This is a genomic window from Streptomyces sp. NPDC097640, assembly GCF_040302705.1.
Lineage (GTDB): Bacteria > Actinomycetota > Actinomycetes > Streptomycetales > Streptomycetaceae > Streptomyces.
On record NZ_JBEOSB010000005.1, the window covers coordinates 388,748 to 410,372 of the forward strand.

General features: G+C 72.0%; 19 protein-coding genes. 3 read left to right on the forward strand and 16 right to left on the reverse strand.

All coding sequences use genetic code 11. The features are described 5' to 3' along the window. Positions 1-131 precede the first annotated feature (131 nt). From ABTY62_RS10255 to ABTY62_RS10295, 9 genes are all read right to left on the reverse strand, one after another. Positions 132-1,298, reverse strand: coding sequence for a serine hydrolase domain-containing protein (locus ABTY62_RS10255; RefSeq protein WP_352128973.1), 1,167 nt, complete (start codon positions 1,296-1,298; stop codon positions 132-134). Then, on the reverse strand, positions 1,295-2,548 hold the full coding sequence (locus ABTY62_RS10260; protein ID WP_502997435.1) for a serine hydrolase domain-containing protein: 1,254 nt from the start codon (positions 2,546-2,548) through the stop codon (positions 1,295-1,297). Before ABTY62_RS10260 ends, ABTY62_RS10255 begins: the two co-directional genes overlap by 4 nt. Positions 2,549-2,691: 143 nt before the next feature. Beyond that, the gene (locus ABTY62_RS10265; protein WP_352128974.1) at positions 2,692-3,450 is read right to left on the reverse strand and encodes an SDR family NAD(P)-dependent oxidoreductase; all 759 of its coding nucleotides are present in this window, start codon (positions 3,448-3,450) and stop codon (positions 2,692-2,694) included. Between the two features lie 43 nt (positions 3,451-3,493). Beyond that, positions 3,494-4,855, reverse strand: a complete 1,362-nt coding sequence (locus tag ABTY62_RS10270; protein WP_352128975.1) for an MFS transporter — start codon at positions 4,853-4,855, stop codon at positions 3,494-3,496. 120 nt (positions 4,856-4,975) lie between these two features. Beyond that, positions 4,976-5,560, reverse strand: a complete 585-nt coding sequence (locus tag ABTY62_RS10275) for a TetR/AcrR family transcriptional regulator (protein WP_352128976.1) — start codon at positions 5,558-5,560, stop codon at positions 4,976-4,978. A gap of 143 nt (positions 5,561-5,703) precedes the next feature. Then, entirely contained in the window at positions 5,704-6,558 is an 855-nt protein-coding gene (gene fdhD, locus ABTY62_RS10280) for a formate dehydrogenase accessory sulfurtransferase FdhD (RefSeq protein ID WP_352128977.1), read from the reverse strand. A gap of 14 nt (positions 6,559-6,572) precedes the next feature. Further along, a complete protein-coding gene (locus ABTY62_RS10285) occupies positions 6,573-7,433 on the reverse strand; it encodes a 2Fe-2S iron-sulfur cluster-binding protein (protein ID WP_352128978.1) in 861 nt (286 codons plus the stop codon). Further along, positions 7,430-9,556, reverse strand: a complete 2,127-nt coding sequence (locus ABTY62_RS10290) for an NADH-ubiquinone oxidoreductase-F iron-sulfur binding region domain-containing protein (protein WP_352128979.1) — start codon at positions 9,554-9,556, stop codon at positions 7,430-7,432. Before ABTY62_RS10290 ends, ABTY62_RS10285 begins: the two co-directional genes overlap by 4 nt. A gap of 2 nt (positions 9,557-9,558) precedes the next feature. Continuing rightward, entirely contained in the window at positions 9,559-11,505 is a 1,947-nt protein-coding gene (locus tag ABTY62_RS10295) for a molybdopterin oxidoreductase family protein (RefSeq protein ID WP_352128980.1), read from the reverse strand. Between the two features lie 258 nt (positions 11,506-11,763). On the opposite strand from ABTY62_RS10295, the gene ABTY62_RS10300 reads away from it, so the two are divergent. After that, positions 11,764-12,180 carry a hypothetical protein gene (locus ABTY62_RS10300; RefSeq protein ID WP_352128981.1) on the forward strand — a complete coding sequence of 139 codons (417 nt, stop codon included), beginning with the start codon at positions 11,764-11,766 and terminating at the stop codon, positions 12,178-12,180. An 81-nt stretch (positions 12,181-12,261) separates the two neighbouring features. Here ABTY62_RS10300 and ABTY62_RS47490 read toward each other — a convergent pair whose 3' ends face one another. Both ABTY62_RS47490 and ABTY62_RS10305 read right to left on the reverse strand, forming a co-directional pair. Further along, positions 12,262-12,372: an MFS transporter small subunit gene (locus ABTY62_RS47490; protein WP_435861605.1), complete on the reverse strand. Its 111-nt coding sequence runs from the start codon at positions 12,370-12,372 to the stop codon at positions 12,262-12,264. Beyond that, on the reverse strand, positions 12,369-13,760 hold the full coding sequence (locus tag ABTY62_RS10305) for an L-lactate MFS transporter (RefSeq protein ID WP_352128982.1): 1,392 nt from the start codon (positions 13,758-13,760) through the stop codon (positions 12,369-12,371). Before ABTY62_RS10305 ends, ABTY62_RS47490 begins: the two co-directional genes overlap by 4 nt. Before the next feature lie 164 nt (positions 13,761-13,924). Between ABTY62_RS10305 and ABTY62_RS10310 the strand changes: the two genes are divergently transcribed. After that, a complete protein-coding gene (locus tag ABTY62_RS10310) occupies positions 13,925-14,602 on the forward strand; it encodes a GntR family transcriptional regulator (RefSeq protein ID WP_352128983.1) in 678 nt (225 codons plus the stop codon). A 33-nt stretch (positions 14,603-14,635) separates the two neighbouring features. Here ABTY62_RS10310 and ABTY62_RS10315 read toward each other — a convergent pair whose 3' ends face one another. Both ABTY62_RS10315 and ABTY62_RS10320 read right to left on the reverse strand, forming a co-directional pair. After that, entirely contained in the window at positions 14,636-14,914 is a 279-nt protein-coding gene (locus ABTY62_RS10315; protein WP_352128984.1) for a ribosomal protein L7/L12, read from the reverse strand. Positions 14,915-14,925: 11 nt separating this feature from the next. Continuing rightward, positions 14,926-15,777, reverse strand: a complete 852-nt coding sequence (locus ABTY62_RS10320) for a helix-turn-helix transcriptional regulator (protein WP_352128985.1) — start codon at positions 15,775-15,777, stop codon at positions 14,926-14,928. A 140-nt stretch (positions 15,778-15,917) separates the two neighbouring features. Here ABTY62_RS10320 and ABTY62_RS10325 point away from each other — a divergent pair, with 140 nt between their 5' ends. Next, the gene (locus ABTY62_RS10325; RefSeq protein ID WP_352128986.1) at positions 15,918-16,664 is read left to right on the forward strand and encodes an SDR family oxidoreductase; all 747 of its coding nucleotides are present in this window, start codon (positions 15,918-15,920) and stop codon (positions 16,662-16,664) included. Between the two features lie 96 nt (positions 16,665-16,760). Here ABTY62_RS10325 and ABTY62_RS10330 read toward each other — a convergent pair whose 3' ends face one another. The 3 genes from ABTY62_RS10330 to frc form a co-directional block, all read right to left on the reverse strand. Next, entirely contained in the window at positions 16,761-18,152 is a 1,392-nt protein-coding gene (locus tag ABTY62_RS10330) for an OFA family MFS transporter (protein WP_352128987.1), read from the reverse strand. Between the two features lie 76 nt (positions 18,153-18,228). Beyond that, a complete protein-coding gene (locus ABTY62_RS10335; RefSeq protein WP_352128988.1) occupies positions 18,229-20,388 on the reverse strand; it encodes an acetate--CoA ligase family protein in 2,160 nt (719 codons plus the stop codon). 2 nt (positions 20,389-20,390) lie between these two features. Next, positions 20,391-21,620 carry a formyl-CoA transferase gene (gene frc, locus ABTY62_RS10340; RefSeq protein WP_352128989.1) on the reverse strand — a complete coding sequence of 410 codons (1,230 nt, stop codon included), beginning with the start codon at positions 21,618-21,620 and terminating at the stop codon, positions 20,391-20,393. Between the last annotated feature and the right edge of the window lie 5 nt (positions 21,621-21,625).

Genomic DNA, 21,625 nt, shown 5'->3' on the forward strand with positions numbered 1-21,625 from the left:
GTCTGATCGAGTGCTGCCGGAGAAGTGTCCCGTCTCGCCCCCGCCTCCCACAAGGATTGTGCGTCAGATCGTGTGTGCGCCAGGCGGGTTGGGCCGATCGCCGCGCCGTAGCGGCGCGGCCGGATGCCGGCTCACCGGCACAGGGCGCGGTCGATGAGCGCCTTCACCGCCTTGTCGGCCCGCTCCTGCCGCGCCGTGTCGGCCTCGTCGAAGCTGTTGGTCGACACGGTCACCGCACGCCGCCCGTCCGCGGTGACCCCGTTCTCACTCGAGTAGCCCAGGGCGTTGCCCCCGTGGTGCCAGGAGAAGCCGCCGCAGCTCAGCGGGGTCGTCTCCAGGCCGAGGCCGGCGCCGCGGCCCGGCTCGTCGGGTATCGGGACGGTCCGCCGCATCTCGGCGAACTCGGCCGGGCGCAGCAGCCGGCCGGTGAGGAGGGTGGTGAAGAAGCGATTGATGTCGTGCGGGGTGGTGACCAGATCGCCGGATGCATCGGCCGCCGTGGAGTTGAAAATCGTGGTGTCGACGCGGCGCCCGTCCTCCGCGTAGGTGTGGTACCCGTGTGCGTACGGGGCGGGGAGATACGGGCGGTCGCCCGGCAGCGTCGTCCCGGTCAGTTTCAGCGGGCGGATGATCCGGTCGCGGACCTCCGCGCGCCAGGGATGTCCGGTGACCCGCTCGACGATCATGCCGACTACGACGTAGTTGGTGTTGGAATAGCGATACGCCGCCCCGGGCGTGGAGTTCGGGGGATAGCGCGTCGCGCCGGCGACCAGCTCCTCGGCGGTGTAGTGGCGGAAGCGGTTCTCGTAATAGCCGCGCGCGGAGTAGCCCGCGGGGAAGACCTCGCGGACGCTCGTATAGCCGCGCAGCCCGCTGGTGTGCTGGAGCAGCTGCCGGACGGTGATGCGGCGGCCGTCGTTGCCATGGCCGCTGACCACGCCGGGCAGCCATCTGTCCACCGTGTCGTCCAGGGACAGCCGCCCCTCGCCGACCAGCTGAAGCGCGACGGTGGCCACGAAGGTCTTCACCGTGCTGCCCGCGCGGTAGTGGGCGTCGGCGCGCATGGGCGCGCCGGTGCGCAGGTCGGCCTGTCCCGCATGGGCCGTGACCGTGCCGGACGGTGTGTCCAGCACCGCCGCGGCGCCCACCGCCCCGGCCGCGTGGACCGCCTCCGTGTCGCGCCGTAACGCCTCCGCACCGCCCCTCCCCGGGGCCGGGCCGGGTGCCGCCGCCGTCAGCGCGGCGACGGCCGCCAGGGCGGCCAGGGCCGCGGTCGCCCGGCGCCTCGCCGCTCTCATGGGCGCGGCTCCTGACCGCACATCACGCGGTCCAGCAGCGCCTGGACGGCCTTCTCGGCCCTGAGCATCCGCTCGTCGTCCGATGTCGTCCCACTGGCGCTGATCACCACCGAGCGCCGGCCGTCCGCGTCGAACGCCGTTCTGACCGTGCCGCCTTCCAGGTCACCGCCGTGGCCCCAGCGGTACCCTCCGCAGGTCAGCGGCTGCCGCATCAGCCCGAGCCCGTACCGCAGCCCGGGGAACGCCATCTCGAAGTCGGCGCTCACGGGGACCGTGCGGCGCATCTCGGCGAGCTGTTCGGTGGGCAGCAGACGACCGCCGAACAGGGCCGTGAAGAACCGGTCCAGGTCCCGCTGGCTGGTCACCAGCGATCCGGCGGCATCGGCCCACGAGATATTGCGAACGGTGGTGTCGGTCCATCGGCCGGAGCCGGTGAAGCGGTGGTAGTTATGGGCGTACGGCCGCTTCAGATACGGGTCGTCGCCGGGCTCGTAGGTGTCCTTCAGCCCCAGCGGCCGGATGATGCGGTCGCGTACCTCGTCGGCCCAGGGCCGCCCGGTGGCCTTCTTGATGATCAGGCCGGCGACCATGTAGTTGGGGTTCGAGTAGTTCCACTTCGGCTCCGGGTCGTCCGGGTCGGCGGGCGGGAAGTCGGGGCTGTGCCGCATCGCTCCGGCGATGCTCTGCTCCGGGCCGAAGTGGTAGAGCTTCGTCCGCTCGAAGTCCTCGGCCGTGCCCCCCAGGTCTTCCTCCAGGCCGTAGTTGTAGATGCCGCTGGTGTGCTGGAGCAGATTCCGGATGGTGATGCGGCGGCCGTCGTTGCCGTTGCCCGAGACCAGGCCCGGCAGCCAGGTGTCCACGGTGTCGTCCAGCGACAGCCGCCCCTCGGCGGCGAGCTGAAGCACGACCGTGGCCACAAAGGCCTTGGTGACGCTGGCGGCCCGGAAGTTCGCGCCGTACGGCACCGGGCGGCCGGAGTGCAACTCGGCCTCGCCCGCACGGGCGTGGATCCGGCGGCGGCCGTCGCGGACCTCCACGGTCATGCCGACGTACCCGGCCTCCCGGAGGGTCCTGGCCACCTCTTTCTGCAACTCGTCCTGGCCGAGGGAGGTGTCGGGGGAGGCGGCGGCCGGGACCGCCGCGACGCCGCCGACCGCGGCCGTGGCGAGCGCCACGGCCGCGGCCAGTCCTCTGAAACGGAGTTTCCTGGCAGATGTCGGGACGAAGGCCGTCATGGCGGGTGCTTTCATGCTCACCACGATCCCGGAGCCGGCGGTACCGACACCATCACGCCAGCCCTAGTCCCGGGGTCACGCCAGCCCCACCTCCCGGGTATGGCCAGCTCTACCCGGCCTGCCTGCTCAGCCCCGCCCGGCCTCGGGCCGACGGGCCGTCAGGCCGAGGCCCCGCTGTCGATGACCAGGTCCGTGCCGACCACCGCGCCCGCCGCGGACGAGGCGAGGTAGAGCACCGCGGCCGCGACCTCCTCGGCCTCCGCGACCCGGCCCAGCGGGGTGTCCCGCTTCATCCGCTCGGCCCGCTCCGCCTCCGTCTCGCCGGGCCGCAGCGACATCGAGGTGGCGGCGGGGCCCGGACTGACCGCGTTGATGCGGATGCCCTGGTGGATGTGGTCGAGGGCGGCGGCGCGGGTGAGCGCGGACACCGCCGCCTTCGAGGTGATGTACGCGGCGAGGTTGGGGATCCGGAGGTGTGCGCCCAGGTTGGAGGAGATGTTGACGATGGCGCCGCCGCCGTGGTCCTTCATGTGCGCGATCTCGTGCTTCATGGCCAGCCAGACGCCGGTGACATTGGTCCGCTGCACCGCGTCCCAGTCCTCCTCGCTCACCTCGCCGACGGGCCCCACGCCGCGCAGGATCCCGGCGTTGTTCACCGCGATGTCCAGCCCGCCGAACCGGGTCACGGCCTCCTGGACGAGCGCGCGGACCTGCTCGGAGTCGGTGACATCGGCCACGGCCGCGGCCGCCGTGCCGCCCGCGGCCTCGATGAGCCCGACGGTCTCGTTCAGCGTGGCCGCGGTGCGCCCCGCGGCGACCACGGAGGCGCCTTCGGCGGCGAAGGCGAGCGCGATCGCGCGGCCGAGGCCGGAACCCGCGCCGGTGACGAGCGCGGTCTTGCCGGGGAAGCGGTTCATGAGTGGCTCCTTGAGCGATGGATGGGTGATGCGGATGGGTCGTTCAGAAGGGGCGCCGGCTCAGCGCGGTGAGGGCCGCGAGCGCGGCCAGCGCGGCCCCCGCCGCGGCCAGGGACGAGGCGTCTCCGCCGAGCGTGAGGAGGATGGCGAACAGGACGGTCGGGCCGAACTCCATGGCGGTGTTCATCACGCCGCCCGCGAGCCCGGACTGCCCCCGCGGCACACCGTCGGTGGCGAGCACGGCGGCGCCCGCGAAGGAGGCCGCTGTACCGAGCGCCAGCAGTACAAGACCCGGCAGCAGCCCGGACGCGTACGGCGTGCCCGCGTCGAGCCCGCCGAGCGCGAGGAGGGCCAGCCCCGCCCCGCCCGTGCCGAGCCCGGCGGCGGTGACGGCCCGGGCCCCGTAGCGCCCGATGAGCGGTCCCGCCGCCCGCCCCGAGACGAGCAGCGCGATGGCGAACGGCACGAAGGCGGCCGAGGTGCGCAGCGCCGACCAGTCGCGCTCCTGCTGGAGGTGGAGCGAGAGGACCACAAAGGTCAGCGCCGTCCCACAGGCGGTCAGCGCGATCGCCGCGAGCGCCAGGGCCCGCCGCCGGTCGAGCAGGAAGCGGGGCGGCAGCAGCGGGTCGCGGGCGCGGCGCTCGGCGTACCCGAACGCGGCGAGCAGCGCGGCCCCGGCGAGCAGCGGCACCAGCACCCGGGCCGACGACCAGGGGTGGGCGTCGGTCACCACCAGTCCGTAACTGGCCAGCGTGATGCCGAAGGTGGCGAGCAGGGCGCCCGGGAGGTCGAGCGCCCGGCGCCCGCTCGGCGCGGTGTCCGGCAGCAGCCGGGGCGCGAGGACGAGGGCCGCCCCGGCGGTCAGGAGCGGTACGGCGAAGTTCCAACGCCACGACAGCAGGGTCGAGATGACGCCGGAGAGCAGATTGCCCGCCGTCGCGCCGAGGACCGAAAGACCGCCCCAGGTCGCCATCGCCCTGCCGTACGCGGCGGGGGAGGGGAAGACGGCGCGCAGTACGGCCATGGCGGCGGGCGCGGTGAGCGCCGCCCCCGCGCCCTGCGCGAAGCGCGCCGCGAGCAGGGCCTCGATCCCGGGGGCGAGCGGGGCGGCGGCCGAGGCGGCGGCGAAGATCGCGAGCCCTGTGGTGAGCACCGGCCGCCCGCCGTACCGGTCGGTGAGGCGCCCGCCGAAGAGCAGCAGCCCGGCGAAGGTCAGCCCGTAGGCGGCGCTCAGCAGGATCACATCCGAGCGCTGAAGGCCGAATTCGCGCGCGATGCGGGGGAGCGGCACGGAGATCGCGGCGAGCGTGAAGATCAGCGTGGCCTGGACGCAGCCGAGCAGGGCGAAGGCGCCGCGCTGCCGGTCGGCCGTGGCGTTCGTCTCGTCGCCGTCTACGGCGGTCATGATTCCCCTGTTTTTTGACCGAACGGTTCGTTATGAGGGCATGAGTGGGGGCGTTCGACCGGTTTCGGCCGACTCCGGCGTGGCGGGTGTGGCGGGTGTGGTGGGTGTGACAGGTACGGCTCAGTCCAGCAGGGCCAGCGCCTGCTCGGCCGCGTCCCGCACCCTGGCCGGGTCCTGGGACGCCTTGCCGACCACCCGCAGCCCCTGCATCAGCACGAACAGCATGCGGGCCAGCGCGCGCGGGTCGCGGTCCCCGGGCAGCTCGCCCTGGGCCCTGGCCCGGACCAGCGCGGCGTACAGCGGGGTCTCGACGTGCTCCCAGCTGATCTCCACCCGGCGGGCCACCGCCGGGTCGTGCGGGGCCAGCTCCGCCGCGCTGTTGGTGACGAAGCAGCCCTGGCTCCGCTCCTCCGGGGCGGCGGCCTCCGCCGCGAAGCGGCGCACCAGCGCCCGCACCGCGGGCAGCGCGGGGCCCGGCTGGGACAGCTCGTCCAGCAGGCGCGGGTCGCGTGTCTCGGCGTACCGGTCCAGCGCCTTCAGATACAGGTCGTGCTTGTTGCCGAAGGTCGCGTAGATGCTGGCGCGGCCGATGCCGAGGTGTTCGACGAGGTCGGCCATCGACGTGGCCTCGTAGCCGCGCCGCCAGAACAGCTCAAGGGCCGACTGGAGCGCCGCGTCGGGGTCGAATTCCTTGGTCCTGGCCATGGCGGAGACTCTAACTTCAATAAGAACGATCAGTCAATAAAGCCTGAGCGGCGAGAAGCAGACAGAGGCCGGGAAAGGACCGGCCGGCGCAGGGGGCGCTCCTCACCGGCCGGTCCGTCATCCGTGCGGCGGGCAGACCGGTGTCAGGTCCGGCCGGCCGCTGTCCGCAGGGCGAGCCGGTGCTCGCCCGCGTACACGTTCATGGAGGCGCCGCGCAGAAAGCCGACCAGTGTCAGCCCGGTCTCGGCCGCCAGGTCCACGGCCAGCGACGAGGGCGCCGAGACCGCCGCGAGGACCGGGATCCCCGCCATGACCGCCTTCTGCGCGAGTTCGAAGGACGCCCGGCCCGAGACCAGCAGCACCGCCCCGGACAGCGGCAGCAGCCCCTGCTGGAGCGCCCGCCCCACCAGCTTGTCCACCGCGTTGTGCCGGCCCACGTCCTCCCGTACGTCCAGCAGCTCGCCCTCCGGCGTGAACAGCGCCGCCGCGTGCAGCCCGCCCGTCCGGTCGAAGACCCGCTGCGCCGCCCGGAGCCGGTCGGGGAGGGACGCGAGCGTCTCCAGGTCGATCCGCACCGGGTGGTTCTCGTCGTCGCCCACCGGCCAGCGCGCCGTGGTGCGCACCGCGTCCAGGCTGGCCTTGCCGCACAGCCCGCACGACGACGTGGTGTAGACGTTGCGCTCCAGGGTGATGTCGGGAACGGGGACGCCGGGCGCGAGCTTCACGTCCACCACGTTGTACGTGTTCGAGCCGTCCGCCGTCGCGCCCGCGCAGTAGACGATGTTCGCCAGCTCGTCCGCCCGCCCCAGGACCCCCTCGCTCACCAGGAAACCGGCGGCGAGCGCGAAGTCGTCGCCCGGTGTGCGCATGGTGATCGCCAGCGGCTTTCCGTTAAGCCGTATCTCCAGGGGCTCCTCGGCGACGAGGGTGTCCGGACGCGTGCTGACCGCGCCGTCCCGGATGCGGATGACGCGGCGGCGCTCGGTGACCCGTCCCATAGTGATCAGTCCCGTCAGTCCCGGTTCTGTACGTGCTGGTAGCCGAAGCGACCCTTGATGCAGAGATTGCCGTGGGTCACCGGGTTGTCGTGCGGTGAGGTGACCTTCACGATCTCATTGTCCTGCACATGGAGTGTGAGGTTGCAGCCGACGCCGCAGTAGGCGCACACGGTCGTGGTCTCGGCCTGCGCCGACTCGTCCCACGTCCCGGCCGCCCGCATGTCGAACTCCGACTTGAAGCTGAGCGCGCCGGTCGGGCACACCTCGATGCAGTTGCCGCAGTAGACACAGGCCGAGTCGGTCAGCGGGGCGTCGTGCTCGGTGGAGATCCGGGCGTCGAAGCCGCGGCCCGCGACCGCGATGGCGAAGGTGTTCTGCCACTGCTCGCCACACGCGTCCACGCACTTGTAGCACAGGATGCACTTGTCGTAGTCGCGGACATAGAGGTCGTTGTCGACCTTCGGCTCCTCGTCGACCCGGGCGGCATCCGCCCCGAAGCGGCCCGGCTCGGCCCCGTACTCCTCGATCCACTCGGCGGCGCGCGGCGTCGTCGACAGATCGGTGGAGGAGGCCAGCAGCTCCAGGACCACCTTTCGGCTGTGCCGGGCCCGGTCGGTGTCCGTACGCACCTCCATGCCCGGCTCCACGCGGCGCGAGCAGGCCGGGGCGAGGGTCCGCGCGCCCTCGACCTCCACCACGCACACCCGGCAGGCGTTCTTCGGCGTGAGCGTGTCGCCCTGGCACAGCGTCGGCACGTCCTTGCCCGAGGCGCGGCACGCGTCCAGGAGCGTGGACCCCTCGGGGGCGCGCACCGGCTCCCCGTCGAGTGTGAAGTCGACCAGGCGGCGCGGTGGCTGGAGCGGGACGGTGGTCATACGGAGGTTCCCTTCCCGGCGGACGGTCGAGGGGGCTCGAAGACGCCGAGCCGGTCGATGGCGGATTCGACGGCGTTCCAGGCGGTCTGACCGAGACCGCAGATCGAGGCGTCCCGCATCGCCTGCCCGACCTCGCGCAGCAGCGCGATGTCCCCGGCCGCGGCCGCCCCCGTACGGTCCTTGATCCGGTGCAGCGCCTCCTCCTGCCGCACCGTGCCCACCCGGCAGGGCACGCACTGCCCGCAGGACTCGTCCCGGAAGAACTCGGCGATGCGCAGCAGCAGCCGCGGCAGCTCCACGCTCTCGTCCAGGACCAGCACCACCCCCGAGCCCAGCGTGGTGCCCGCCGCCCGGGTGCCCTCGAAGGTGAGCGGCACATCCAGCTCGTCGGGGCGTACGAAGCCGCCCGCCGCGCCGCCCAGCAGCACCGCGCGCAGCGCGGGCGGCGGCCCGGCGAGGTCCAGCAGCTCGCGGAGCGTGGCGCCGAACGGCAGCTCGTAGACGCCGGGGCGGTGCACGGCGCCGGAGACGCAGAAGAGTTTGGTGCCGGTGGAGGTTTCGGTGCCGACGCGCGCATAAGCCGCGGCGCCCTCGGTCAGGATCGGCAGGACGTTGACCAGCGTCTCGACGTTGTTGACCGCGGTCGGCTTGCCGAACAGGCCCTTCTCGACCGGGAACGGCGGCTTGCTGCGCGGCTCGCCGCGCCGCCCCTCGATCGAGTTGAAGATCGCGGTCTCCTCGCCGCAGATGTACGCGCCCGCGCCGCGCCGGATCTCGATGTCGAACGCGATCCCCTGGCCCAGCACATCCGGACCGAGCAGCCCGCGGGCGCGGGCCTGGCCGATGGCGTGCTCGAGGCGGGCGAGGGCGCGCGGGTACTCGCCGCGGAGGTACAGATAGCCGTGGTGGGCGCCGATCGCGTACCCGGCGATGGTCATGGCCTCGACGAGCGCGTACGGGTCGCCCTCCATCAGCACCCGGTCCTTGAACGTCCCGGGCTCGCTTTCGTCCGCGTTGCACACCAGATAGTGCGGGTGGTCGGGCTGCCGGGCGGTGGCGTCCCACTTCCGCCCGGTCGGGAACGCGGCCCCGCCCCGCCCCACCAGCCCCGCGTCGCTCACCTCGCGGATCACTCCGGCGGGCCCGAGCGCGAACGCCCGGCGCAGGGCGGCGTAGCCGCCTTGGGCGCGGTACTCGTCGAGGCTCGCCGGGTCCACGACCCCGACCCGCCGCAGCAGCCGCAGCCCGGCCGGCCCGCGCGACCCGGCCCCGGCCTGCGGCACGGCGGCCGCGGCGGGCGGCTCGGCGGGTGCGTCCGCCACGGCCTGGGCGGCCTCGGCTACGGCGGCGGGGGTGGCGGGGGCGACGACGGCGGTGGCGTGGCGGGGCTCGCGGCGGGGGTGCTCTTCCCCCACCCCGCCCCTTCCCGTAACTGGGGGCTCCGCCCCCGGACCCCGGTCCGACAGGGCTGTGCCCGACGACGACGCGGCGGGGGGTTCACCCGCGCGGATCGCCAGCGCCGCCGGAGCGCGCTCGCACAGCCCGAGACACGGGCTGCGCTGCCACACCACGCCACCTCCGTCCGAGCCCGCCGAGCCCGCCGAGCCCGCCGAGCCCGCCGAGCCCACCGGGCCCGCTGGGCTCGCCGGGTCGGCTAGGGGCACCGGTGCTGCGGGGCTCGCCGCGCCCTCCGGGCCCGCCAGGCCCACCGCGCCCGCCGGGCCCAGGGCGCGCTCCAGACCTGCGCACACCTCCGCCGAGCCGCGGGCCGCGCACGCCAGGTCCGTGCAGACGTGTACGACGGTGGCCGGGCGGGGGCGGACCGAGAACATCGCGTAGAAGGTCGCCACGCCATAGCCCTCGGCGGGCGGCACCGTCAGCCGGCGGCACAGGTAGTCCAGCGCGCCCTCGCTGATCCAGCCCACCCGGTCGTTGATCGCGTGCAGCCCCGGCAGCAGCAGATCGCGCCGCTCGCGCGCCGCCCGCCCGCCGCGCGCCCAGCGCAGATCGCCGTCCGTACGGTCGTCGGCGCCCTCCCAGGCGGACTCGGGCGGGCCGAGCAGCGCGTCGACGGCGGTCCGCTCCTCGTCCGTCGGCTTGCTGTCACCGAAGCGCAGATCCACGCTCAGCTCCTCACATCGGCGGGCACGGGAAGCTTCTCGATCCGGATCGCCGACGCCTTGAACTCGGCCGTCCCGGCGATCGGGCAGTTCGCCTCGATGGTCAGCGAGTTGGTGTCCACCTCGTCGGGGAAGTGCATGGTCATGAACGCGAGACCGGGCCGCAGCCCCGGGTCGATCCACACCGGCGCCACCACCGCGCCGCGCCGCGACGCCACGCGCACCTCATCCCCGGCCGCCACCCCGTAGCGGTTGGCGTCCTCCGGGCACAGCTCGATGTACTCGCCGCGCCGCAGCGGGGAGGCGAAACCGCCGCTCTGTACACCGGTGTTGTACGAGTCGAGGCGCCGCCCCGTGGTGAGCCGGATGGGGTAGCGGTCGTCGGTCAGATCGACCGGCGGGTCGTGCTTGACCGGCCCGAAGGCGGCGCGCGGGCCGCGCCGCGCCGGGTCGGCCTCCCACAGCCGCCCGTGCAGATAGCTGGGCTCGAGCCGCTCCGTGCTGGGGCAGGGCCACTGGATGCCGTGGTGTTCCTCGAGCCGCTCGTACGTCATCCCGAAGTGGTCGGGGGAGACGGCGCGCAGCTCGTTCCACACCTCCTCGGCGTCCGTGAACTTCCAGTCGTGGCCGAGCCGCCGCGCCAGCTCGCAGATGATGTCGATGTCCTCGCGGGCCTCGCCCGGCGGCCGGACCGCCTTGCGCACCCGCTGCACCCGCCGCTCGCTGTTGGTGGTCGTGCCGTCCGTCTCGCACCAGGCGGCGGTGGCGGGCAGCACGACATCGGCCAGCTCGGCGGTCTTCGTCAGGAAGATGTCCTGGACCACCAGGTGGTCCAGGGCCCGCAGCCGCCGTACGGCCTGCTCGCTGTCGGCCTCGGACTGGGCCGGGTTCTCGCCGACGCAGTAGACGGCGCGCAGCCGGCCGTCCTCCATCGCCTCGAACATCTCGGTGAGGTTGAGCCCGTGGCGCGGCTGGATGACCACGTCCCACGCGGCCTCGAACTTCCCCCGGCTCGCCGGGTCCAGGATGTCCTGGAAGCCGGGCAGCCGGTTGGGGATGGCGCCCATGTCGCCACCGCCCTGCACGTTGTTCTGCCCGCGCAGCGGCTGAAGCCCGGAGCCGTGGCGGCCGACGTGGCCGGTGAGCAGGGAGAGGTTGATCAGCGCCCGCACGTTGTCCGTGCCGTTGTGGTGCTCGGTGATGCCCAGTGTCCAGCACAGCTGGGCGCGTTCGGCGGTGGCGTAGGCGTGGGCGAGGTCGCGGATCGCGGCCGCCGGCACCCCGGTGACCTTCTCGGCCGCGGTGAGTGTCCACGGCTCGACCTCGGCCGCGTACTCCTCGAAACCGCTGGTCGCGCGGTCGATGAAGGCGCGGTTGGCGAGCCCGGAGTGGATGATCTCGCGGCCGACGGCGTGCGCGAGCGGGATGTCGGTGCCGACGTTGAGCCCCAGCCAGCTCTCCGCCCACTCGGCGGTGGAGGTACGGCGCGGGTCGACGGCGTACATCCGGGCGCCGTTGTGGATGCCCTTGAGCACGTGGTGGAAGAAGATGGGGTGCGCGAAGCGGGCGTTGGAGCCCCACATCACGATCAGGTCGGTGTCCTCGACCTCCGCGTACGAGGACGTGCCGCCCCCGGAGCCGAACACCGCCGACAGGCCCGCGACGCTGGGCGCGTGGCAGGTGCGGTTGCACGAGTCGACGTTGTTGGTCCCGATGACCACGCGCGTGAACTTCTGGGCCACGTAGTTCATCTCGTTGGTCGCGCGGGCGCAGGAGAACATTCCGAACGCGTCGGGCCCGTGCTCCCGGGTGGCGGCCACGAACCCGGCGGCGGCCCGCTCCAGCGCCTCCTCCCAGGTGGCGCGGCGCAGTTCGCCGCTCGCGGGGTCCCGCACGAGCGGGTGGATCAGGCGGGGGTAGCGCCTGGGCTGTCGGTTGCGGTTACGGGCCACGACGGGCTCCTTATGGCGGCTGATACATCGTCGGCAACGCCGGCATCGTCGACAGGATATTGAATACAGTATGCCTGCTGGGGCTGTGAGGGAAGGGCGCGTGACCCGCGCTCCGCGCGCATTACCCCTGACGTAATCGACCGTCCGAAATCCGCCGGGCAGAGTGGCTCTCACCAGGCCACGGGGCGGCGCACCCCGGCCCGAGGCCCTGGCAGACCATTCCCACGGGACCCCGACACCCACGGAGGCCGATCCGTCATGTCCGCTCTTCAGCTCTCCGCCCTGGCCCGCACCTCCGAGCCGCAGACCATGCTGCGCCGCTTCCTCGCCCTCGACGCCGTCGTCACCACCGGCAACGGACTCGCCTACCTCGCCGCCTCGGGCCCGCTCGGCCGGTTCCTCGGCATGGGCCAGGGGCTGCTGCTGGGCCTCGGCGCTTTCCTCACGCTCTTCGGCGCGGGCGTCGGAATCCTGGCCTCGCGCAAGAGCCCACCGGTGCTGCCGGTCCGTGCCGTCATCGAGGCGAACGTGGTCTGGGCCGTGGTCAGCCTGATCGCGCTCGCCGCCTGGCTGGCGCCGACGACGGCGGGCGCGGTGTGGATCCCGCTCCAGGCCGTCACGGTCGGCGGCTTCGCGGCCCTCCAGTACGCGGCGCTGCGCGCGACGCGGGCCTGACTCGGGCCCGGCGACGCGACGAAGAGGCCCCGGCCCGCCCTGATCGGACGGCCGGGGCCGCTGCCCATGGGTCCGCCCGGCTCAGCCGGTGAAGAGCTGGGTGGCCTTGCGGACGAGTTCGTAGACCCCGTAGCCGAACGGCAGGACCACCCAGGCCCAGACGGCGACGGTCAGAGCCGTGCGGTTCCTCATCGGTCCGTTCCCTTCTCGGCGGGGGTGGTTTCCCGGGTGTCCGCCGGCTCTCCGGCGGGCTCGTGGAAGCGCGGATCGACCGGCCGGATCAGCTCGTTGGCCACGAAGCCGACGACGAGCAGGCCGATCATGATGGACATGGAGAGCGAGTAGAGGCCGGGGCCGGTGTGTCCGGATTCCTTCTGGTGGTCGGCGACCTTGTTGACGATGAACGGGCCGAGGACCCCGGCCAGCGACCAGGCCGTCAGCAGCCGCCCGTGGATCGCGCCCACCTGGTAGGTGCCGAACAGGTCCTTCAGATACGCCGGTACGGTCGCGAACCCGCCGCCGTAGAAGGACAGGATCACCAGCGCGCAGATCACGAACACCGGCTTGGAGGAGTCCCCGAGCTGTGCGAGCGCCAGATACATCAGCGCGCCCACGCCCAGATAGATCCGGTACATGTTCTTGCGGCCGATCAGGTCGGAGGTCGACGACCACAGCAGCCGCCCCGTCATGTTCGCCGCCGACAGCAGCGCCACGAAGCCCGCGGCGGCGGAGGTGGTGACGGAGGCCGAGGTGTCCGCGAAGTAGTCCGTGATCATCGGCGCGGCCTTCTCCAGGATGCCGATGCCGGCCGTGACGTTCATGCACAGCACGACCCACAGGCACCAGAACTGCGGGGTGCGGATGGCGTTGCGGGCCGAGACGTGGGCCGTGCTGACCAGGCGGCCCGGCGCGCTCGGCGGCTGCCAGCCGGCCGGCCGCCAGCCGTCCGGCGGCACCCGCACCAGCAGCACGCCGAGCGTCATGAAGGCCCCGTAGGTGAGCCCGTGCACCAGGAAGGTGGACGCGATGCCTGAGCTGTCCGTGCCGAACTCCTCCAGCAGCCGGGTCGACCAGGGCGAGGCGATGAGCGCGCCGCCGCCGAAGCCCATGATGGCGATGCCGGTGGCCATCCCTGGTCGGTCGGGGAACCACTTCATCAGCGTCGAGACCGGAGAGATGTATCCGATGCCCAGGCCGATGCCGCCGATGAAGCCGTAGCCGAGCACCACCAGCCAGTACTGGCGGGTGGCGGCGCCCAGCGCGGCGACGAGGAAGCCGGAGGAGAAGCAGACCAGCGACACGAACATCGCCCAGCGCGGGCCGTTGCGCTCGACCAGCGTGCCGCCGAAGGCCGCCGAGAGACCCAGCATCACGATGCCCAGCTGGAAGGGGAGCGCGCTCGCGGTCCCCGACAGGTCGAGCGAGGACTCCAGCGGTGGCTTGAACACGCTCCAGGCGTATGCCTGGCCGATGGCGAGGTGGACGGAGAGCGCGGCGGGCGGAACCAGCCAGCGGCTCCAGCCCGGTGGTGCGAGGGTGCGGGAGCGGTCGAGGAAGGCGAGCCGGGGAGTGGAGGGCATGGACCGGACTTTAAGTAATTCGGCCACTGCCTGACCAGATGTCAGGCCGTCCTTGCGTGGACAGTATGGGTAAACTGTAGACAATAACCAATCGGGGAGCCTGTCTGCCGAGGGAGCCCGAGAAGCCCGGGACGACGAATCCGGACGAATCCGAAGGGGGCCCGATGCTGTCCAGAGGACTGCCGCAGGGCGCGGTGCCGAAGCTGGAGCGGCCGGGGCCGCTCCGCGAGCGCGTCTACGAGGCGCTGCTCGAGCTGATCACCACGCGCGCCCTGCGCCCCGGCCAGCACCTGGTCGAGAGTGAACTCGCCGGCCACCTCGGGGTCTCCCGCCAGCCGGTGCGCGAAGCGCTTCAGCGGCTGAACACGGAGGGCTGGGTGGATCTGCGCCCCGCCCAGGGCGCGTTCGTCCACGAGCCCACCGAGGACGAGGCCGACCAACTCCTCACCGTCCGCACCCTCCTGGAGGCCGAGGCCGCCCGGCTGGCCGCCGCGAGCGCCGGCCCGTCCGGGGTCGAGGCCCTGGAGGAGCTGTGCGCCAAGGGCGAGCGCGCGGTGCTCGCGGACGACGTGGACGGCGCGGTCGCGGCGAACGCGGAGTTCCACGCCAAGGTGATGGAGCTCGCGGGAAACGCGGTCCTGGCCGAACTGGCCGCCCAGGTGGACCGCCGGGTCCGCTGGTACTACACCCCGGTGGCCCGCCAGCGCGGCAAGCAGTCCTGGATCGAGCACCGTGAGCTGATCGCGGCCATCTCCGCCCAGGACGAGCGCCGCGCCACGGACGTCATGCGCGCCCACACCGAACACACCCGGCGCACGTACCACGAGCGCGAACGGGGCTGACGGGGCGTCGCGGAGGCGTGTCACGGAGGCGTGTCACCCCATGCGGTCGACCGCCTCCTTGGCCTCCTTGAGGTCCGCCCCGGTGAGCTCCCGGTAGGCCTTGACGGCGTGGATCTTCTTCCCCTCCGTGAGGAGGGCCCGCACCGGCGCCAGCTCCGGTTGGGGCTCCTGGATGCCCAGGTGTTCGAGGATCAGATCGACCTTGCGGGTCAACTGCGCGGTCCTGCGGTTCAGCTTGTCGACCTTGCGCTCGACGGCCGACCCCAACACCGCGATGACCATCACGACCAGGGCTATTGCTGTCAGTGTCATGCTCCGCAACCCTAACGACCATGGTGGCGGGGGGAATCCGCCCGGTGCCGGGTGGCGTGGACGGAGCCGAGGAGGCCCAGGGCCTGGGCGCTGGGGCTGCCCGGTTCGGCGTGGTAGATGATGAGTTGCTGGCCGGGGGCGTCACGTACGTCGAAGGCCTGGTAGGTGAGGGTGAGCGGGCCGACGTCCGGGTGCAGGAAGCGCTTGGGTTCCCGTGTCTTGCCGCGCACGCTGTGCGTGTTCCAGAGGCGGGTGAACTCCGGGCTGTGCTCGGTGAGGGTGGCCACGAGCTCGCGCAGCCGTGGGTCGTCCGCGTCAAAGCCAGTCGCCTCGCGCAGATTGGCCACGGTGGCCTGGGCCGTCCAGTCCCAGTCGGGGTAGAAGCCACGGGCCACGGGGTCCAGGAAGGCCATGCGGACCAGGTTGTCCGCCGCTGCGAACGGGGCGTAAAGGGCGTCGGTCAGGGCGTTGGCCGCGAGGATGTCCATCGTGCGGTTGATCACGAACGCCGGGGTGTTCGGATAGCCGTCCATCAGCTGGCGCAGCGCCGGGGACACGGTGGCGGCGGTGGCGGCAGGCCGTATGCCCGGCGCCACCCCGGCCACTCGGTGCAGATGGGCCCGGGCGTCCGGGTCGAGGCGCAGGACGCGGCCGAGGGCGTCGAGCACCTGGGGCGAGGGGTGGCGCTCGCGGCCCTGCTCCAGCCGGGTGTAGTAGTCGACGTTCATCCCGGCCAGGACCGCGACCTCCTCACGGCGCAGCCCGGCGACCCTGCGCACCCCGTGGCTCGGCATACCGACGTCCTCCGGCCGCAGGGCCGCGCGCCGCGTACGCAGAAATTCTCCCAGGTGGTTGTCAGCCATGCGTCCAGGCTAGGCGGCGGCTCCGTGGGCCGCCTGGGTGTGCCGCACCCAGGGAGTGTCCGTCCTGGTTGATGGCCGCTGACCTGCCCAGACTCGGCGTGACGGAAGTGTTCCACCGAGCAATTTACGGAGATGAAGACATGACGGACACCGCCGAGAACACCGCCAAGGTCGTCCTGATCACCGGGGCGAGCAGCGGCATCGGGGAGGCCACCGCCCGCCGCCTGGCCGCCGACGGCCATCACGTCCTGCTGGGCGCGCGGCGCGTGGACCGCCTGGAGGCGCTGGTCCAGGAGATCACCGCCGGGGGCGGCAGCGCGGCCTGCCGCTCGCTGGACGTCACGGACGCCGCCGATATGCGCGGCTTCGTCGCCGCCGCCGGCGAGCGCTGGGGACGCGTGGACGTGATGGTCAACAACGCCGGGGTGATGCCGCTCTCGCCGCTCGAGGCGCTGAAGGTCGACGAGTGGGACCGCATGATCGACGTGAACATCCGCGGTGTGCTGTACGGCATCGCGGCCGCCCTGCCGGTGATGCGGCGGCAGGGCGGCGGGCAGTTCGTGAACGTCGCCTCGGTCGGCGCGTTCGAGATGTCGCCCACCGCCGCCGTGTACTGCGCGACCAAGTTCGCCGTACGCGCGCTCTCCGAGGGGCTGCGCCAGGAATCGGGCGGCGACATCCGGGTCAGTGTCGTGTCCCCGGGTGTCACCGAGTCCGAACTCGCCGACTCGATCTCCGACGCGGATGCCCGTGATGCCATGAAGGTCTATCGCGCGGTGGCCATCCCCGCCTCGGCGGTCGCGGATGCCATCGCCTTCGCCATCAGCCGGCCCGCCGAGGTCGACGTGAACGAGATCGTGGTGCGCCCCGCCGCGAGCGCCCAGTAGCCCCGGTAGCCCTCGTAGCTCCCGGGGAAACGCGGGACGGCGGCACGCCCCTGGTGCGGGGCGTGCCGCCGTCCCGAATCCGTCACCGTACGAGGCTCAGACCGCCTCCCGGCTGATCGGCTGCGGGTTGGGTGCGATGTCGCGGACCCGTGGCCGGCCCGGCTGGCGGAGCAGCAGGGCGACCGCGGCCGCCACCATGGAGATGCCTCCGGCCAGCGCGTACGCCCCGTCGTACCCCCAGTCGTCGACGACCATGGAGCCGAGACCGCCGCCGAACAGCCCGCTGACCAGCTTTCCGCTGTACACCAGGCCGTAGTTGGTGGCGTTGTAGTTCTCGCCGAAGTAGTCCGGGGTCAGGGCGGCGAACATCGGGTAGAAGGCGCCACCGCCGAAGCCGGAGAGGAAGGCGAAGACGAGGAACAGCGCCTCGTTGTGCAGGTTTCCGGCCCAGATCACCCCGAACTGCGCGAGCCCCAGGACCACGATCACGAACACCAGGGTGGGCTTGCGCCCCCAGATGTCCGACAGCCAGCCCACGACCCCGCGCCCCACGCCGTTGATGACGGACATGACGCCCATCGACGAGGCCGCGACCAGCGGGCCGAAGCCCACGTCCTTCGCGTAGTCGACCTGGAAGGAGATGCCGAAGATGGACACCCCGGCCGTCATCACCAGCGCCAGCCACATCAGGGGCAGCATGCCCGTCCTGATGGCCTCCTTGGGCGTGTACTGCCGCACCGCGGGCGGGTTCTTCGCCAGGCTCGCCGCGGTCTTGGCGTTGCCGCTGAAGCGGATCGGGTCGATGTGCGCGGGCCACCAGTTCTTGGGCGGGTCCTTGAAGAACCAGGCGCAGACCGCCACCACGAGCAGCACATAGACACCGATGAGGTCGAGCACCTCGTTGAAGTTTCCGGTGTCGAACCAGTAGTTGAAGATGAAGATGAACGGCAGCGCGCCGTACGCGAAGCCGCCGTTGACGAACCCGGTCCTCGCGCCGCGCCGCTCCGGGAACCACTTGCCCACCATGTTGATGCAGGTGGCGTAGACGAGCCCGGAGCCAAGCCCCCCGATGACGCCGAAGCCGCAGATCGCGGCGAAGACGTGGTCGAGGTGGGAGAGGGCGAGAAAGCCCACGAGACACAGCGCCGACCCCGTGAACATCGCCCTGCGGGCGGTCAGTATCCCCCTCTCCCGCAGCCAGCCGGCGGGGAAGGCGATCCCCGCCTGGAAGAACACCCACACGCTCAGGATCCAGAAGGTGTTGCTCTGGCTCCAGCCGTGTGCGTCGGAGAGCGTGTCCTCGGCCGAGCCGTACGCGTACTCGGACACGCTGATGGCCATCATCGCGATCCATGGCAGATAGACCATTAACTTCCGGCTGTGGCCGAGAATGTCGCGGTCCGTCTCGCCGACGCGGTAGACGCGCCCCTTGCCGTCTTGCACTTCCCGGAATGGCACGGTTCCACTCCGCTGTCCCTCTGTGCTCATGACGTCCCCTTGGCTTCGAAGGAACTGGCCAGCGCCCCCTGTCCAAACTCTTCGTGCTCGGGAGAACGGTGCGCTTTTACGTGGGCGACCCCGTGAGCAACCCCGCCGACCGGGCCCAGCGGTACTTCGCGCCCAGGACGGCCACCGGCTTCTCGGTGGTGTACGGGTAGGCCACCACGCCGTGTTCGAAGAGGTACTGGCTCGCCTCCTCGACCTCGGTGTCGCCCGCGAGGGAGGCCACCACGGGCTTGTGGATGCCGCGCGCCCGGAACTCCTCGACGACCCGCGCGGTCAGCTCGGCGAACACCATCGGCGGGGTGACGATGGTGTGCCAGTAGCCGAGGACGAGCGCGTGGATGCGCGGGTCCTCCAGCCCCAGCCGGATGGTGGCCTCGTAGGTGGCCGGGGGCTCGCCGCCGGTGATGTCGACCGGGTTGCCGGCCGCGCCGAAGGGCGGGATGAAGCGGCGGAAGGCCGCGTCCAGATCCGCCGGGATCTCCATCAGCGACAGCCCGTTGTCGACGATGGCGTCGGACAGCAGCACCCCGGAGCCCCCGGCGCCGGTGATGATGACTACGTTGTCACCTTGTGGCGTGGGCAGCACGGGCAGCGCCCGCGCGTACTCCAGCATCTCGTTCAGGCCCGGGGCGCGGATCACCCCGGCCTGCCGCAGGATGTCGTCGTAGACCGCGTCGTCCCCGGCCAGCGCGCCGGTGTGGGAGCCCGCGGCCTTGGCGCCCGCCGCCGTACGGCCCGCCTTGAGCACCACGACCGGCTTCTTCGGCACGGTGGCGCGCGCGGCCTCGACGAAGGCGCGGCCGTCCTTGAGGTCCTCCAGGTGCATGGCGATGCACCGGGTGTTGGGGTCCTCGCCGAAGTAGGTGAGCAGGTCGTCCTCGTCCACGTCCGACTTGTTGCCGAGGCCGACGATCGCCGACACGCCGGTGCGGGTGGTGCGGGCGAAGCCGAGGATCGCCATCCCGATGCCGCCGGACTGCGAGGTGAGCGCCACCGGGCCCTTGACGTCGTACGGGGTGCAGAACGTGGCGCACAGGTCCTGCCAGGTGGAGTAGTAGCCGTAGATGTTCGGCCCCAGCAGCCGGGTCCCGTGCTCCTCGGCGATCGCCACGATCCGGTCCTGGAGCTCGTGTTCGCCGGTCTCGGCGAAGCCGGACGGGATGAGGACGGCGTTGGGGATGCCCTTGCGGCCGACCTCCTCCAGCGCCGCGGGGACGAACTTCGCGGGGATCGCGAAGACCGCCACATCCACCTCGCCCGGCACATCCGTCACCGACTTGTACGCCTTGCGGCCCAGGATGTCGTCGGACTTGGGGTTCACCGGGTGGATCTCGCCCGGGAAGCCGCCGTCGATGAGGTTGCGCATCACCGAGTTGCCGATCTTGCCCTGCTCGTTGGAGGCGCCGATCACGGCGACCGAGCGCGGCTGCATCAGCCGCCCCATCGCGGCCAGGATCTCCTCGCGCGAGTAGCGCCGCCGCTCGGCGGGCGGTTCGTCGCTGAGCAGGATCCGTACGTCGGCGGCCAGCACCCCGCTCGCGGAGGCGAACACCGGATTCAGATCCACCTCGGCCACCTCGGGGAAGTCGGCGGCCAGCCGGGAGACCCGGACCACCAGGTCGGCCAGCGCCTCCCGGTCCACCGCCGCCCCGCCGCGTACGCCGCGCAGCACCTCGGCGGCGCGGATGGAGTCCAGCATCGACAGCGCGTCGTCCTCGGTCGCCGGGGCCAGCCGGAAGGTGATGTCCTTGAGCACCTCCACCAGCACCCCGCCCAGGCCGAACGCGACGACCTTCCCGAAGGTCGGGTCGGTGACCGCGCCGACGATGACCTCCTGGCCGCCGGCCGGCACCATCTGCTGCACCTGCACGCCCTTGATCCGGGCGCCCGGGTCGTACCCGCGGGCGTTGGTCACGATCGCGGTGAACGCGCCGCGCACCTCGGCCGCCGAGTTCAGCCCCACCTGGACCCCGCCCGCGTCGGTCTTGTGCAGGATGTCCGGGGAGACGATCTTGAGGGCGACCGGGAAGCCGATCCGGTCGGCGAGCGCCACCGCGTCGTCCGCGGACTCCGCCAGCCCCTCGGCCGGGGTCGGAATCCCGTACGCGTCGGTGATCAGCTTGCCCTCGGGGGCCGTCAGCGCCGAGCGCCCCTCGGCGCGCGCGGCGTCGAGCACGGCCCGTACGGCCGCCGTGTCGTAAGTCGTGTCGTCGGCCACCGTCAGATCACTCCGTTCGCTTTGAGCAGCCGCAGTTCCTCGTCGCCGAGGCCCAGCTCCCCGACGTACACCTCTTCGTTGTGCTCGCCCAGCAGCGGCGAGCGCTCGACCTCGACCGGGGAGTCGGACAGCTTCAGTGGCGAGCCGACGGTGGTGAAGGTGCCGCGCTCGGGGTGGTCGACCTTCACCACCATCTCGTTGGCCACGAGCGACGCGTCCTCGACGATCTCCCTGGTGGACAGGATCGGCCCGCAGGGGATGTTGTGGGCGTTCAGCGCCTCCAGCACCTCCCACTTGGGCAGGGTGCTCGACCACTCCTCGATCAGCTGGAACATCTTGGCCAGCTTGGGCAGCCGCGCCTCGGGCGTCGCCCACTCCGGGTCCTCGGCCAGCTCCGGCCGGCCGATCAGCTCGGTGATCGGCTGCCAGCCGACGGGCTGCACGATGACGTACACATAGTCGTTGGGCCCGCCGGGCGCGCACCTGACCGCCCAGCCGGGCTGTCCGCCGCCGCTCGCGTTGCCCGAGCGCGGCACCTCGTCCCCGAAGCTGTCGTTCGGGTACTCCGCGAGCGCGCCGTGCGCCAGCCGCTGCTGGTCGCGCAGCTTGACCCGGCACAGATTCAGCACCGCGTGCTGCATGGCCACATTGACGCGCTGGCCGCGCCCGGTGCGGGTGCGCTGGTAGAGCGCGGCCAGGATGCCCGCCACACAGTGCACCCCGGTGCCCGAGTCGCCGATCTGCGCGCCGGTCGCCAGCGGCGGCCCGTCGTCGAAGCCGGTCGTGGACATCGACCCGCCCATGGCCTGCGCGACCACCTCGTACGCCTTGAAGTTGGTGTACGGGCCGTCGCCGAAGCCCTTGATCGAGGCGTAGACGATCCGCGGGTTGATCTCCTGGATGCGCTCCCAGGTGAACCCCATGCGATCCACGGCGCCGGGGCCGAAGTTCTCCACCATGACGTCGCTGCGCCGGATGAGCTCGGTGAGGAGCTCCTTGCCGCGCTCGGTCTTGGTGTTGAGGGTGATGCTCCGCTTGTTGCAGTTGAGCATCGTGAAGTAGAGGGAGTCGACGTCCGGGAGGTCGCGCAGCTGCTTGCGCGTGATGTCCCCGGTGACGGACTCCAGTTTGATGACGTCCGCGCCGAGCCAGGCCAGCAGCTGGGTGGCGGAGGGACCGGACTGTACGTGCGTCATGTCGAGGACGCGCACGCCCTCAAGAGCCTGGGTCATCTCAT